This window comes from Arenibacterium sp. CAU 1754, from assembly GCF_054482635.1.
In genome coordinates, this window is sequence record NZ_JBTLRG010000002.1 from 1169597 (window position 1) to 1183639 (window position 14043).

Genomic DNA, 14043 nt, shown 5'->3' on the forward strand with positions numbered 1-14043 from the left:
AAAAAACCGAGGGACGACATGATCGGACTTGAACATTACCTCACCGTTGCGGCGACGCTGTTCGTCATCGGTATTTTCGGGCTGTTTCTGAACCGCAAGAACGTGATCATCCTGCTGATGAGCATCGAGTTGATGCTGCTGGCGGTGAATATCAACCTTGTGGCGTTTTCCAGCTTTCTGGGGGATCTGGTCGGGCAGGTGTTCACGCTGTTCGTGCTGACCGTTGCGGCGGCCGAGGCGGCGATCGGTCTGGCCATCCTGGTCTGTTTCTTCCGCAACCGCGGCACCATCGCCGTGGAAGACGTCAACGTGATGAAGGGCTGAGCCGACATGGAACAAACAATCCTATTTGCCCCCCTCATCGGGTCGTTGATCTGCGGGTTCGGCTGGAAATTCATCGGCGAAACGGCAGCCACCTGGGTTGCCACGGGCCTGTTGTTCCTGGCCGCGCTGCTCAGCTGGATCGTGTTCCTGACCTTTGACGGCACGACCGAGCATATTCAGATCCTGCGCTTTATCGAAAGCGGTACGCTCAGCACCGATTGGTCCATTCGTCTGGACCGGCTGACGGCGATCATGCTGATCGTGATCACCACGGTGTCGTCGCTGGTGCATCTCTACAGCTTTGGCTACATGGACAAGGATCCACAGTGGAAAGACGGCGAAAGCTATAAGCCGCGTTTCTTTGCCTATCTGTCATTCTTTACCTTTGCCATGCTGGCGCTGGTCACGGCCGACAACCTTGTCCAGATGTTCTTTGGCTGGGAGGGCGTGGGCGTCGCATCCTACCTGCTGATCGGGTTCTATTACCGCAAACCCAGCGCCAATGCCGCCGCGATCAAGGCCTTTGTGGTCAACCGGGTGGGGGACTTTGGGTTCGCGCTTGGCATCTTCGCGTTGTTCTTCCTGGTCGACAGCATTGATTTCGACACGATCTTTGCCGCCACACCGACGCTCGCCGAAACGCAACTGACGTTTCTCTGGGGCGAATGGAACGCGGCCAACCTGATCGCGATCCTCCTGTTCATCGGGGCGATGGGTAAATCGGCACAGTTGATCCTGCACACCTGGCTGCCCGACGCGATGGAAGGTCCGACACCCGTGTCGGCCCTGATCCACGCCGCGACCATGGTAACGGCGGGTGTCTTCCTGGTCTGCCGCATGTCGCCGCTAATGGAGGTTGCCCCGCAGGCGACCACGTTCATCACCGTGCTGGGCGCGAGCACTGCCTTTTTTGCCGCAACCGTGGGTCTGGTTCAGACCGACATCAAACGCGTCATTGCTTATTCGACCTGTTCGCAGCTGGGGTACATGTTCGTCGCTGCGGGCGTGGGCATGTATTCGGCGGCGATGTTCCACCTCTTTACCCACGCGTTTTTCAAGGCGCTGTTGTTCCTTGGGGCCGGGTCGGTCATCCACGCGATGCACCACGAGCAGGACATGATGAACTATGGCAACCTGCGCAAGAAGATCCCCTATACCTTTTGGGCGATGATGATCGGCACGCTGGCCATTACCGGTGTCGGCATTCCGCTGACGCATTTCGGGTTTGCTGGGTTCCTGTCCAAGGATGCGATCATCGAAAGCGCCTGGGCCGGTGGATCATCCTATGGCTTCTGGCTGCTGGTGATTGCCGCCGCGATGACCAGTTTCTACAGTTGGCGCCTGATTTTCCTGACGTTCTTTGGCGAGGCGCGCGGCGACAAGCACACGCATGAGCACGCGCATGAAAGCCCTATGGTCATGCTGATACCGCTGGGGGTTCTGTCGCTTGGTGCGGTGTTTGCCGGGATGATCTGGTACAATAGCTTTTTCGGTCACACCGATCAGGTTGGCAAGTTCTATGGCATTCCGGTTGCCGAGGCCGGTGCGCAGGGCATGGCCCATGGCGAAACCGCGGATCATGGCGCGACGGAAACCCCTGCTGCGGATGCCGACCATGGTGAGGCGACCGATGCAAAGGCCGACGCGGGTGCGCACCATTATGCCTTTACCGGGGAACCGGGCGAGGGGGCGCTCTATATCGCGCCGGACAACCACGTTCTGGATGACGCGCACGCGGCCCCCACTTGGGTCAAGGTCTCGCCCTTCATCGCGATGCTGCTGGGGTTTGCGTTGTCCTACCTGTTCTACATCGTGAACCCGTCAATGCCCAAGCGGCTGGCCGAGAACCAGCAGCCTCTGTACCTGTTCCTCAAGAACAAGTGGTATTTCGACGAAATCTATAATGCGATTTTCGTCAAACCTGCCCTGGGTCTTGGCCGGGCGCTGTGGAAACGCGGCGATGGCAACGTGATCGACGGCTTCCTGAATGGGGTTGCCATGGGGGTCGTGCCCTTCTTTACCCGTCTCGCGGGGCGGGCCCAGTCGGGATACATCTTTACTTATGCCTTCTGGATGGTGCTGGGCATTGCGGCCCTGATCACCTGGATGTCGATTGGAGGGGCACACTAACATGGATAGCCTGCTTTCCATTGTCACATTCATCCCGGCTGTTGCGGCGCTGATCCTGGCCGTGTTCCTGCGGGGCGAAGACGAAGCCGCGCAGCGCAACGCCAAATGGCTGGCGCTGATTGCGACCTCGGCGACCTTCCTGATCTCGCTGGGCATCTATAGCCAGTTCAACCCTAACGACACCGGGTTCCAGTTCGTGGAAGAGGCCGACTGGCTGCTGGGTCTGAAATACAAGATGGGCGTCGACGGTATCAGCGTTCTGTTCGTGATGCTGACCACCTTCATCATGCCGCTGACCATCCTGGCCAGCTGGGAGGTCAAGACCCGCGTCAAGGAATACATGATTGCCTTCCTGATCCTGGAAACGCTGATGCTTGGCGTGTTCATGGCGCTGGACCTGGTGCTGTTCTACCTGTTCTTCGAGGCTGGCCTGATCCCGATGTTCCTGATCATCGGCATCTGGGGTGGGGCAAACCGGATCTATGCCAGCTTCAAGTTCTTCCTTTATACCTTCCTAGGGTCAGTTCTGATGCTGGTGGCGATGGTCGGCATGTATGCTGATGCGGGCACCACCGATGTTGCCGCGCTGCTGAACCACGAATTTGGCAGCGACACATTCAGCCTGCTGGGCATTCAGATCGTGGGCGGCATGCAGACGCTGCTGTTCCTGGCCTTCTTTGCCAGCTTCGCGGTGAAAATGCCGATGTGGCCGGTGCACACCTGGTTGCCGGATGCGCACGTGCAGGCGCCGACCGCCGGGTCGGTGGTTCTGGCCGCGATCCTGTTGAAGATGGGCGGTTATGGGTTCCTGCGGTTCAGTCTGCCGATGTTCCCGGTCGGGTCCGAGGTCATGACGCCGCTGGTTCTGTGGATGTCGGCGATTGCGATTGTCTACACCTCGCTGGTGGCGCTGGTGCAGGAAGACATGAAAAAGCTGATTGCCTATTCGTCGGTGGCGCACATGGGCTTTGTCACAATGGGCATCTTTGCGGCCAATCAGCAGGGTGTTGATGGCGCGATTTTCCAGATGCTGAGCCACGGGTTCATTTCCGCGGCGCTGTTCCTGATTGTCGGCGTGATCTATGACCGGATGCACACCCGTGACATCGACGCCTATGGCGGCCTTGTGAACCGGATGCCCGCCTATGCGCTGGTGTTCATGCTGTTCACCATGGCCAACGTGGGCCTGCCGGGCACATCGGGGTTCGTGGGTGAATTCCTGACCCTGATGGGCACGTTCCAGGCCAACACCTGGGTGGCGGCCGTGGCGACAACCGGGGTGATCTTCAGCGCGGGCTATGCGCTGTGGCTCTATCGCCGGGTGGTGTTCGGCGACCTGATCAAGGAAAGCCTGAAAACCATCACCGACATGACCGGACGCGAGCGCGCGATCTTTGCGCCGCTGGTGGTGATGACCCTGCTTTTGGGCGTTTACCCGTCGCTGATCACAGACATCATCGGCCCGTCGACCACGGCGCTGGTGGAAAATTATGACGCTGCACAGGGGGCCGCCAAGGCCGCCATGCAGCACGCATCGAACTGAGGGGGCCGCAGAGATGATTCAGGCTGATCTGAACGTAATCCTGCCGGAAATCATTCTTGCCGTGTTTGCCATGCTTGCACTGGTCGGGGCGGTCTATACCTCCAAGGACCGGGTTGGTCCGGCGCTGGTCTGGATCACAGCGGCGCTGATGGGCGCGCTGGCAGCCTGGATCGGGATCAATGGCGAGGGCACCAATGTCGTGTTCAACGGCATGTTCCTCGATGACGGGTTCGCGCGCTTTGCCAAGGTTGCAATCCTGCTGTCGGCGGCGGCCATCCTGGTGATGAGCCAGGAATACATGGCGCGTCGCGGGCTGTTGCGGTTCGAATATCCGCTGCTGGTCGCGCTGAGCGCCGTGGGCATGATGATGATGGTCAGCGCTGGCGATCTCATGTCGCTTTACATGGGGCTCGAACTGCAATCGCTGGCGCTTTATGTCGTGGCCTCGTTGCGGCGGGACAGCGTGAAATCGACCGAGGCCGGTCTGAAGTATTTCGTCCTTGGTGCGCTGTCGTCGGGCCTGCTGCTCTATGGCGCCTCGCTGGTCTATGGCTATGCCGGGACCACGCTGTTCTCGGGCATCATCCAGACGGCTGTGCATGGCGAGGTGTCGCTTGGGCTGCTGTTCGGTTTGATCTTCCTGATCTCGGGTCTGGCGTTCAAGGTGTCGGCGGTGCCGTTCCACATGTGGACACCGGACGTCTATGAGGGCGCGCCGACACCGGTGACCGCGTTCTTTGCGACGGCGCCCAAGGTGGCTGCGATGGCCCTGTTCGCGCGGGTCCTGCATGACGCCTTTGGCGGTGCGGTGGCCGATTGGCAGCAGGTCATTGCCCTGCTGGCGGTGCTGTCGATGTTCCTTGGTGCAGTTGCGGCCATCGGTCAGAACGATATCAAACGTCTTATGGCCTATTCCTCCATCGCGCATATGGGCTTTGCCATGATGGGGCTGGCGGCCGGGACGCTTCTGGGCGTGCAGGCGATGCTGATCTACATGGCCATCTATGTCACCATGAACATCGGGACCTTCGCCTTTATCCTGATGATGGAACGTGACGGGCAGCCGGTAACGGACATCCAGTCGCTGAACCAGTATTCCAAACGTGAACCGGGCCGCGCCCTGGCGATGCTGGTCCTGCTTTTCAGCCTTGCGGGTGTGCCGCCGATGCTGGGGTTCTTTGGCAAGTTCTATGTGCTGCGCGCCGCTTATGAGTCGGGCCTGGCATGGTTGGCGGTGGCGGGCGTGATCGCGTCGGTCATCGGCGCGTTCTATTACCTGCGCATCGTCTACTACATGTATTTCGGCGAAGACGGCGAAGAGCTGGATACTAACGGATCGCCGGTTTTGTGGGTGTTCCTTATGGGCGCGGCGGCGGTCATGCTGGTGGGCATCATCAACATGTTCGGCGTCGAGGGCGCAGCAGCCGCAGCGGCGACGGCTCTTGTCAACTGACACGCCTTTGTGGGACGTGCCGGAAACGGCACAGTTCTGGCCGGACGGGTACGGCCGTATCGTGCTGGAGGAAACCGACAGCACGATGGCCGAGGCCCGCAGGTGCATTCCGGAGTTGAGCGGTCCAACCTGGATCATGGCACGGCGCCAAACCGCCGGGCAGGGGCGCCGCGGGCGCCCTTGGGTCAACCCGGACGGAAACTTTGCCGCGACATTGGTGATGCGTCCGACCGGAACACCGGCAGAGGCGGCGCTCAGATCCTTTACGGCGGCGGTGGCGCTCTATTACACGCTGGGCAAACTGATCGACCGGCAAAAGCTGGGCCTGAAGTGGCCCAATGACATTTTGCTGAACGGCGGCAAAGTGTCTGGCATTCTTTTGGAAAGCAGCGGGCAGGGTGGGCAGACCAATTGGTTGTCGATCGGGATCGGCGTAAACCTGATCGCCGCGCCCGATGCAGGGGCGGTCGAACCGGGGGCCGTGCGTCCGGTCAGTGTGGTGGGCGAGGGCGGCGAACGCAGCAGCCCCGAGGATTTCCTGTTCTGGCTGGCCGGGTTTTTCGCCGATCACGAACGACTGTTTCAGGAGTTCGGGTTTGGTCCGATCCGGCGGCTGTGGCTGCGCCATGCCGCGCGGCTGGGCGAAAGCGTCATGGCCCGCACCGGCAACAGCGAAATCACGGGCGTTTTCGAAACGGTGGACGAGGCCGGGCAACTGGTGCTGAACACACCAAAGGGCCGGGTTGGCGTGTCCGCCGCCGAGGTCTTTTTCTGAGGGGGATGAGCCGATGTTGTTGGCAATCGATTGTGGCAATACCAATACGGTGTTTTCGATATGGGACGGAGAAAAGTTCCTTTGCACCATGCGCACGTCGACCCATCACGGGCGGACGGCAGATGCGTACTTCACCTGGTTTTCGACGCTCGTGAAACATTACGGCATCGAACTGGACATCACCGATGTGATCATTTCGTCCACGGTGCCGCGCGTTGTGTTCAATCTGCGGGTCTTCTGCGACCAGTTCTTTGGCTGCCGCCCGCTTGTGGTTGGCAAACCGGAATGCAAGCTTCCTGTTGCGCCGCGGGTCGATGAGGGCACCCGGCCCGGACCGGACCGGCTGGCCAATGCCGTCGGGGCGTTTGACCGTCATGGCGGTAACGTGGTGGTGGTCGATTTCGGCACGGCCACAAATTTTGACGTGGTGGCCGAGGATGGGGCCTATGTGGGTGGCGTGATCGCCCCCGGTGTCAACCTCAGCCTAGAGGCGTTGCACGCCGGTGCAGCCGCGCTGCCGCATGTGGACATCTCGCGACCGGACAGTGTCATTGGCACCAACACCGTGGCCTGCATTCAGTCCGGCGTGTTCTGGGGGTATGTCGGATTGATCGAGGGGCTTACATCCCGCATCAAGGCCGAGTATGGGCATCCTATGAAAGTTGTCGGGACCGGCGGGCTGGCGCCTCTGTTTGCTCAGGGCGAAGTGCTGTTTGACACAATTGAACGGGATCTGACGATGCACGGGTTGACCGTGATCCATCAATATAACAAGGACAATGCTTGATCTTATGAGCAGCAAAAGACTGATCTATCTGCCGTTGGGCGGAGCTGGCGAAATCGGCATGAACGCCTATGTGTACGGCTATGGCGCGCCCAATGACGAACGGCTGATCCTGATCGATCTGGGGGTGACTTTCCCGGACATGGACAGCACGCCGGGGGTCGATCTGATCCTGCCGGATATCACATGGCTGAAAGAGCGTGCCGACCGGCTGGATGCGGTGTTCATCACCCATGCGCACGAGGACCATGTCGGCGCGGTTGCGCATTTCTACGAGGCCCTGGGCGCCCCGGTCTATGCGCGGGCCTTTACCGCCAATATCGCCCGTCGCAAGATGGAAGACCTGGGCCATCCCGATGATGCGATCCAGACCGCCTCGGCCTGGCCCGAGCAGGTGACGGCGGGACCGTTCAAGGTGGGGTTCCTGCCGATGTCCCATTCGATCCCCGAAAGCGCTGCACTGGTCATCGACAGCCCCGAGGGCCGCGTGATCCATTCGGGCGACTTCAAACTGGACCCGACACCCGTGGTGGGCGAACCGTTTGATCCCGACCTGTGGGCGGATGTCTGCAAGGACGGTGTGCGCGCATTGATCTGCGACAGCACAAACGTCTTTTCCCCCGAACCGGGGCGCTCGGAAATCTCGGTGGGACCGGCGATCGAGCAGATGGTGCGCGAAGCGACCGGCATGGTGGTGGCAACCACATTCGCCAGCAACGTCGCGCGCGTCAAAACACTGGCCGAGGCCGGGCAGCGGGCAGGGCGGTCGATCGTCCTGCTGGGCCGGGCCATGCGCCGGATGATCGAAGCGGCGCTGGAAACCGGCGTGCTGAGCGATTTTCCGACCGTCATCAGCCCCGAGAACGCCAAGGAAATTCCGCGCGAAAACCTGATGCTGCTGGTCACCGGCAGCCAAGGGGAGCGGCGTGCCGCCAGCGCTCAGCTGGCGCGCGGCAAATATCAGGGGCTTGAGGTGAAAGAGGGCGATACCTTCCTGTTTTCCTCGAAAACCATCCCCGGCAACGAACGCGGTGTCATTCGCATCATCAACGCTTTCAGCGAAAAAGGCGTGGATGTGGTCGATGACTCGTCTGGCAAATACCACGTGTCGGGCCACGCCAACCGCCCCGATCTGGAGCGGCTGCATTCCATCGTGAAACCTCAGATCGTTATCCCGATGCACGGCGAGCACAGGCACCTTCGCACCCATGCCAAACTGGCCGAGGATGCAGGGTATCAGAGCGCGGTTGCGGTCAACGGGATGATGATGGATCTCTCTGGCAACGCGCCGACCGTGGCTGAATATATCGAAACCGGGCGCACCTATCTGGACGGGTCGGTCATGGTCGGGGCCCTGGACGGGGTCGTGCGCGACCGTATCCGCATGGCGTTGAACGGGCATGTGATTGTCACGGTCATTCTGGATGAAGAGGATGAACCGCTGGGCGATCCATGGTGCGAGATCATGGGGCTGAGTGAATTGGGAAGATCCCGCGCGCCCCTGTCCGAGGTCCTCGAGGAGGATTTGGGTCAGTTCCTGAACCGGGCCAATCCCCAGACGCTGAGCGATGAGGATAAACTGGACGAAGCGTTGCGGCGGATCGTGCGTCAGAGTGCGATGAACGAGATCGGCAAGAAACCCGAAGTAACCGTTGTGATCAGCCGGATGCGCTAGGCGCTTGGGGCGTCATTCTAAAAGTTCTGTGCATTGAAAACGCCGCGTACCAAGGGCACGCGGCGTTTTTTTGTCGTTGACCCGGTCGGGGTAATCGAGGCGCGCTTAACCTGCGCGCCGTTCTTCAAAGCTGAGCGCGATAAAGCTGGGCATGTGATCGCCCATTCCGACAACCTTGTTACCGTTGTTTTTGCCTGACCCACCACGGCTGCGCGAACTGCTGCGCGACGAGGAACGCTCACGCGACTCGGCCGGTTCTTCCGCAGCTGCGGCTTCGGGCTCAGACACCTTGCTTTCGGCCTGTGTGTCGTCTGCTTTTTTATCGTCCGCCTTCTTGGCATCGGACTTCTTCGAAGACGAGCGGCTTCGGCTGGAGCGCGAAGGTTTTTTGGGCTCTTCCTCAGTTTCGCTGACCTCGGGGGCGGCGTCTGATTTGAGCGGGTTCGCAAGGCGCGGGATTTCCGACTGAACCAGCCGTTCGATGTCCGCCAGGTTCTTTTCGTCGCGGGGCACGCAAATCATCATCGCCGTGCCTTCGCGGCCGGCACGCCCTGTGCGGCCGATGCGGTGCACATAGTCCTCGGCATGCGACGGGACATCGAAGTTGAACACGTGGCTGACGCTGGGCACGTCCAGACCGCGCGCCGCAACGTCAGAGGCCACCAGAAAACGCAGTTCGCCGTTTCGGAATGCCTCAAGCGTGCGGGTCCGCTGGGACTGGTCCAGATCGCCATGGATCGGGGCCGCGTCATAGCCATATTTCTTGAGCGATTTCGCGACGATATCCACATCCGTCTTGCGGTTGCAGAAGATGATCGCGTTCTTGCACTTGTCGCCTTCGGAATCGATCAGCCCGCGCAGAACCTTGCGTTTTTCGCTCGCTTCGCGGTCCTTGCGCGACCCTTTGAACATCACCACACCCTGGGTGATGTTCGAGCCCGTGGTGGCCTGGCGGGCCACTTCGATGCGGGCCGGGGCCGACAGGAAGGTGTTGGTGATGCGTTCGATTTCCGGAGCCATGGTCGCCGAGAAAAACAGCGTCTGGCGGGTAAAGGGCGTCAGGCCGAAGATGCGTTCGATATCGGGAATGAACCCCATGTCGAGCATCCGGTCGGCTTCGTCCACCACCATGATCTTTACGTCCGACAGGATCAGTTTGCCCCGTTCGAAGTGATCGAGCAGGCGGCCCGGCGTGGCGATCAGCACATCGACGCCTTTGTCGATCAGCTTGTCCTGTTCATTAAAGGACACACCCCCGATCAACAGCGCCTTGGTCAGCTTGACGTGTTTGGCATAGGTGTCGAAGTTTTCGGCAACCTGCGCGGCCAGTTCCCGCGTCGGGCAGAGTACCAGGCTGCGCGGCATGCGCGCGCGGGCGCGACCACGGGCCAAAAGGGTGATCATGGGCAGCGTGAAGCTGGCGGTTTTGCCGGTGCCGGTCTGGGCGATCCCCAAAACGTCGCGCCCTTCCAGAGCAGGAGGAATCGCACCTTCCTGAATGGGGGTCGGGTTTTCGTATCCGGCCTCTTCGATCGCCTTCAATACCTTGGGGTTCAGGTTCAGTTCTGAAAATTTTGTCATGTGTTTCCGCAGTTTGCGGACACAGACTTGGCCCGCACGTATGGTCAGAGCCGGACCTGTATGGTCCTGTGCTTTTGCACATATCGGCTTGTAACCGTCGCCATAACAAAAACGCGACCTGCGGTCAAATATCCCCTTGGGTCACAAGGATTTCTTCACGTTGGTTTCCATTTTGGAAACGATGAGGCCTCACGTACCGAAGTGTTTCACCCGTTTTCGATCCAGCTCCAAGTCGCAGGTCCGCAGCAACCCATGCTGATCAAGACGCTGGCGCAGTTCGGGCGTGTCGGCGCAGACCTCGTCAAAAAAGGCGCGCAGGCCGGTTTCTCCCTGCTGTGCTTCCAAAAGTGTGAACATGTCATGCAGGGTCAGCCCGCCGTTTTCGACCGATACGGCCGGGGCCAGTTCGGCGCGATATGCCCCTTTTTCAAGGCGATAGCGATAGGAAGACATCCAGCCGTCCCAGTCATGCACATGACAGTGGCACAGGTCGACACCCTCCAGATCGGCCGTGTTCGGGTTCATGGTCCCCTCAAGAAACATGTTGTGGATGCGCAGTTCGACGTTCTCCAAACCGGTCCGCACAAACAGCTTGCCCGCCACGTGGCTGAGAAAGCCGCCCTTCACGAACCGCCCGAACTGGGGATAGATCCGTTCCACCAGATCAATGCGATCCTTGGGCGGAATATAGCCTTTGAAACGGGTGCCACCCCCGGCCAGCGCTTCGATCGGATAGACGCGCGCCGACAGGGTATCGGCGGGCAACCGGGCCAGATGGCCGGAAACGGTGCCGTCGGGCCAGAGGAATTCATCGGCATCGATATGCGCCAGCCAAGTCACCTCGGTTCGCCGATTATACGCGTGGGTTGCGTTTTGCGTCTGGCGTACCTGATGTTTGGCGGGCTTTTTGCCAGTCAATTTTTTCCAATGGGCGTCGTCACAGGTCAGCACGCGAACCTTCGGATGGGCCTTGAGCGTGTCGAACGCCTCTGGGCAGGGCGCATCCAGGTAGAGGTAGAGCCGGTGCGCCCCAAGGTCGATGTGATGGGCGGCAAAGTTCAGGATATCGCGGGCCGAGGCCTTGATGGTGCTGACGATGCCCCATTTCGGGGTATTTGCGTCGGTCTCAGCGCTCATCTTCGATCTCGCGGTTGAGGCGCCTTATTTCCTGTATCCGGGCAAAAACAGTGGATTTGTCGCTGAGCGCGAGGTCCAGCATCCTGAGCCCAAGGGGGCGGATTGTCAGGTCGCTTTCGCACAGTTTCCACATGCGAGCGAACAGATTGAGGTCCAGATCACCGTTGCGAAAGGAATATCCGTTTAGGCCAAAGGGGAGCGCGTGCCGACGGGCCTTCCTGCGCCGCAGAAATGGATCGCTGCCCGGGTGGCCGGACAGGCGCCTTTCGGTATCGTGCAACTTGATCATGTCGAACATCACGGCCATGCCGGTGCCACAGGCCCTCTGTTCCGCCGTGATGCCGCAATCGGCAAAGGTCGTTGCCGCGGAAATCAGCCAGCGCGCCGTCAGCATATCAGCGATCCTGTCGCCCTGTTCGGCCCAGATGCGCAGGAACAGGGGCAGGGCCTGATCGGGGGGTGCTTCGCGCCGCAAAATGGAAATCAGTTGCGCGTGGAGCAGTAGGATTTCGCTCTGGCCCTGAAATTCGATCTGAAGTTCAAGGCGTTTGCGCAAGGCGCTGTTCTTGGGGGCGTCACCGAACGGCATTTCGGGGACTGGAACGATGCGGTCCCAAAGGGCCTCAAGATCGGTATCTGCTGGCGGAAGAATGTCCGCCGCTCCGTTCAGAGCGCGGCGTTTGGACTCAAATCGTTTGACCATCGCATAGAGGCCACCGGGGTAGAGAACGTCGCTGTCATCCGACATTGGTCCAACCCGGTGGACAAGGCGCCATCATACCATCATTTCCTTGGTGGCGGTCAGACGCAGGTCGGGAAAATCACGTTCGACGCGGTCGATGTCCCATTGCAGGCGGGTCAGGTAAACAACGTCGCCGTCATGGTCATAGGCGATGTGCTGTTTGTTCAGATTCACAAATTTATCAACGGTTTGCTTGTCGCCGTTCACCCAGCGGGCCGACGTGAACTGCGACTGTTCGAACCGTACGGGCAGCCCGTATTCCAGCTCGATCCGGCTGGCCAGAACTTCGAACTGAAGCTGTCCCACAACCCCGACGATAAAGCCCGACCCGATGGAGGGTTTGAACACCTTTGCAGCGCCTTCCTCGGCGAATTGCATCAGCGCCTTTTCCAGGTGCTTGGATTTCATCGGATCGCCCGCACGCACGCCTTGCAGGAGTTCGGGCGCAAAGGACGGGATGCCGGTCACGCGCAGCGCCTCTCCCTCGGTCAGGGTATCGCCGATGCGCAGCTGGCCATGGTTGGGGATGCCGATAATGTCGCCGGCCCAAGCCTCTTCGGCCAATTCCCGGTCTGAGGCGAGGAACAGCACCGGGTTGGTGATGGACATCGGTTTCTTGGATCGGACATGGGTCAGTTTCATGCCGCGCTTGAAATGGCCCGAGGCCATGCGGACAAAGGCCACACGGTCGCGGTGTTTGGGGTCCATATTCGCCTGCACCTTGAAGACAAAGCCGGAAACCTTTGTTTCTTCAGGGGAAATATGGCGCGGTTCAGCGGACTGGATCTGCGGTTCCGGCCCGTATGTGCCGATGCCGTCCATCAGTTCCTTGACTCCGAAACTGTTGATGGCCGAGCCGAACCAGATCGGCGTCATATGCCCCTCAAGAACGGCCTGAGGGTCCAGCGCGGGCAGCAATTCGCGCGCCATTTCGACCTCTTCCTTCAACTGCTCCAACAGGTGCGCGGGCACATGTTCGGCCAGCTTCGGGTCGTCCAGCCCGTTGATCTCGATGGATGCGGCAACCTTGTTCCGGTCGGCGCGGTCCATCAGCTCAAGACGGTCGCGCAGCATGTCGTAACACCCCAGAAATTCCTTGCCCACGCCGATGGGCCACGAGGCCGGCGTCACATCAATGGCAAGGTTTTCCTGAATCTCGTCGATGATATCAAAGGTGTCCCGGCTTTCGCGGTCCATCTTGTTACAGAAGGTCAGGATCGGCAGGTCGCGCAGGCGGCAGACTTCGAACAGTTTGCGGGTCTGGGATTCGACCCCCTTGGCACCGTCGATGACCATGACGGCCGCATCCACCGCCGTCAGGGTGCGATAGGTGTCTTCGGAAAAGTCCGAGTGGCCCGGCGTGTCGACAAGATTGAAGCGAAAGCCGCTGTAATCAAACGACATTGCCGAGGCGGAAACCGAAATTCCACGGTCTTTTTCCATCGCCATGAAATCGGATCGCGTGCGGCGTGCCTCGCCCTTGGCGCGGACCTGTCCGGCCATCTGGATGGCGCCGCCATACAAAAGGAACTTTTCAGTCAGAGTCGTTTTGCCCGCATCCGGATGCGAAATGATGGCAAATGTCCGGCGCCGAGCGATTTCGGGCGGCAACTGTGGGCGGTTTGACGTGGAATCCAGCATAGCGGCGCATATAGGTAAGGTTTGGGGAGCATGCAAGAAAAAGGGCTTGGTGGACAGGCCCGTAAACAAGCCTGCGCCGTGTCCCCAGTGACCATTGCGGGCAATGAAAACCGCACCCGTCAAGGGGCGCGAACGCGCAAAGCAGTCATAAACCCAGGTTTTTTTCCTCCCAGTAATCTGCAGGTCTATAGATCGAAGAACCCGAATGTGTAGCCTGCCTGGCAAGTTGACGACGTATTGGCCTGCAGGGATTAGGGG

At 60.0% G+C, this 14043-nt stretch carries 11 protein-coding genes; 7 read left to right on the forward strand and 4 right to left on the reverse strand.

What is annotated here, in order from left to right; all coding sequences use genetic code 11:
• Positions 1-18: 18 nt before the first annotated feature.
• Genes nuoK through ACXYMO_RS12505 form a run of 7 tightly spaced genes read left to right on the forward strand, consistent with a single transcriptional unit; the run spans position 19 to position 8684 of the window.
• Complete coding sequence (nuoK, locus tag ACXYMO_RS12475) at positions 19-324, forward strand: NADH-quinone oxidoreductase subunit NuoK (RefSeq protein WP_008553673.1); 306 nt, start codon at positions 19-21, stop codon at positions 322-324.
• A gap of 6 nt (positions 325-330) precedes the next feature.
• Positions 331-2454, forward strand: a complete 2124-nt coding sequence (gene nuoL, locus ACXYMO_RS12480; protein ID WP_458879010.1) for an NADH-quinone oxidoreductase subunit L — start codon at positions 331-333, stop codon at positions 2452-2454.
• A 1-nt stretch (position 2455) separates the two neighbouring features.
• Entirely contained in the window at positions 2456-3997 is a 1542-nt protein-coding gene (locus tag ACXYMO_RS12485) for an NADH-quinone oxidoreductase subunit M (protein WP_458879011.1), read from the forward strand.
• A gap of 13 nt (positions 3998-4010) precedes the next feature.
• Positions 4011-5450, forward strand: coding sequence for an NADH-quinone oxidoreductase subunit NuoN (gene nuoN, locus ACXYMO_RS12490; RefSeq protein ID WP_458879012.1), 1440 nt, complete (start codon positions 4011-4013; stop codon positions 5448-5450).
• Complete coding sequence (locus ACXYMO_RS12495; protein WP_458879013.1) at positions 5440-6225, forward strand: biotin--[acetyl-CoA-carboxylase] ligase; 786 nt, start codon at positions 5440-5442, stop codon at positions 6223-6225. The genes nuoN and ACXYMO_RS12495 overlap by 11 nt, the downstream gene beginning before the upstream one ends.
• A gap of 13 nt (positions 6226-6238) precedes the next feature.
• Complete coding sequence (locus tag ACXYMO_RS12500) at positions 6239-7012, forward strand: type III pantothenate kinase (RefSeq protein ID WP_458879014.1); 774 nt, start codon at positions 6239-6241, stop codon at positions 7010-7012.
• 4 nt (positions 7013-7016) lie between these two features.
• Positions 7017-8684, forward strand: coding sequence for a ribonuclease J (locus ACXYMO_RS12505; RefSeq protein ID WP_458879015.1), 1668 nt, complete (start codon positions 7017-7019; stop codon positions 8682-8684).
• 105 nt (positions 8685-8789) lie between these two features.
• Here the strand turns inward: ACXYMO_RS12505 and ACXYMO_RS12510 are convergent, their stop codons facing one another.
• The 4 genes from ACXYMO_RS12510 to ACXYMO_RS12525 all read right to left on the reverse strand — a co-directional run bounded on the left by ACXYMO_RS12510 (position 8790) and on the right by ACXYMO_RS12525 (position 13785).
• Positions 8790-10265, reverse strand: a complete 1476-nt coding sequence (locus tag ACXYMO_RS12510) for a DEAD/DEAH box helicase (RefSeq protein WP_458879016.1) — start codon at positions 10263-10265, stop codon at positions 8790-8792.
• Between the two features lie 189 nt (positions 10266-10454).
• Entirely contained in the window at positions 10455-11402 is a 948-nt protein-coding gene (locus ACXYMO_RS12515; RefSeq protein WP_458879017.1) for a glycosyltransferase family 2 protein, read from the reverse strand.
• Complete coding sequence (locus ACXYMO_RS12520) at positions 11392-12150, reverse strand: hypothetical protein (protein WP_458879018.1); 759 nt, start codon at positions 12148-12150, stop codon at positions 11392-11394. Before ACXYMO_RS12520 ends, ACXYMO_RS12515 begins: the two co-directional genes overlap by 11 nt.
• Positions 12151-12177: 27 nt before the next feature.
• Entirely contained in the window at positions 12178-13785 is a 1608-nt protein-coding gene (locus ACXYMO_RS12525; RefSeq protein WP_458879019.1) for a peptide chain release factor 3, read from the reverse strand.
• Positions 13786-14043: the final 258 nt, after the last annotated feature.